Raw genomic sequence first — 1,281 nt, 5'->3', positions numbered from 1 at the left:
TTGTAAGATTGAATTAGCGAACTGATCCATGGTATGCGCCATGGTGATATCGAGCTCAGTAAGCCCATCGGCAGAATGGGTGCTCAAAGAAACGCTTACACGATTCCACGAATTAGACCAATCAGGATGATGGTCAATTTCTTCTGCAAATCTTGCACACAGGGTCATAAATGCAAAAGCCTTTTCAAAATCAGAAAAGATAAATTGCCGCTGCAGACTTTTGAAGTCTGCCGAGACCCTCCATTGCGGAAGCTCTTGCTGAAAATTAAAGCCTTGGGCAATGGGTTTTGGTTTAGACAAGGGGAGCATCCACACTTTTAGAAAGCAACTGTAAATCCTGTGGGTAGAGCCAGCACCACTCACCCTCTTTTAGGCTCTCGGGCATTACATATTGACCGATCTTAGTACGATGCAACTTCGCTACGTGATTACCTACAGCGGCCATCATTCTTTTCACTTGATGATAGCGCACGTGATTACCTACAGCGGCCATCATTCTTTTCACTTGATGATAGCGCCCTTCCACAATAGTCATTGCTAAAACATGCTCACCCAATTGCTCACAAGCAGTCGCGTAGCAAGGCTTGGGATCATCATCTAGCACCACACCAGACAATAAATGATCCATTTGTTTTTGGGTAATTGGCTCAGGGGTCGTGATCTCATACACCTTGCCAATATTTTTCTTTGGTGTAGTCATTCGATGAATAAACTGCCCATCATCTGAAATTAAGATTAAGCCAGTAGTATCAAAATCTAATCGCCCTACGCACTGAAGGCCCCGCTCTACAAAGGGTTTAGGCAGAAGGCTATACACGCTAGGGTGGTGAGTGGTCTTGTGTGAGCACTCATAATTAGGCGGCTTATTAAAAGCGATATAGGCTTTTTCATGAAACTCCCAATCTTGCCCCTCCACGTTTAGTATCAAGCCTTCTGTAGATAAGCGCGCCTCGGGATCTTCGGCCAACACACCATTTACTTGGACGAGATCTGCATAGACTAGGTCGCTGCAATAGCGCCGCGTACCAAAGCCCTGACTAAATAATATTTTTTCGAGTGAAAGTGGTTTTGCCATATCTGATGCCGAGCATACTACAAAGCCAATCTATTTTGCGACCCTGTAATGAAGTGATTATGATGATGAGAGTCCCAATCATTTTCTCTATTGATTTTTTCACTTTCATAAAGCACTCCATTTCTTCATATGCTTTCTAAACCATCCCCCAGAAATCCCCTTCATACCCGTGAAATTGTTTTTCAAGGCTATGCTCGTGAAGATGG

The 1,281-nt window shown here is 44.0% G+C and carries 2 protein-coding genes; both read right to left on the bottom strand.

Annotated features, from left to right (window positions below; all coding sequences use genetic code 11):
- Positions 1-300: 4a-hydroxytetrahydrobiopterin dehydratase (locus B7Y67_RS19430; protein ID WP_293600037.1), on the bottom strand; the 300-nt coding region annotated here is incomplete at its 3' end.
- A complete protein-coding gene (locus tag B7Y67_RS19425) occupies positions 293-1,075 on the bottom strand; it encodes a pseudouridine synthase (protein ID WP_293600036.1) in 783 nt (260 codons plus the stop codon). The genes B7Y67_RS19425 and B7Y67_RS19430, both read right to left, overlap by 8 nt.
- Between the last annotated feature and the right edge of the window lie 206 nt (positions 1,076-1,281).

It is taken from the genome of Polynucleobacter sp. 35-46-11 (assembly GCF_002281105.1).
Note: the sequence above shows the minus strand (reverse complement) of the source record. Positions and strands in the feature narration are given on the sequence as shown.

What these genes read in the sequence shown, in the direction of transcription:
- B7Y67_RS19425 (WP_293600036.1), bottom strand. Translation starts at nt 1,075, where the DNA reads ATGGCAAAACCACTTTCACTCGAAAAAATATTATTTAGTCAGGGCTTT.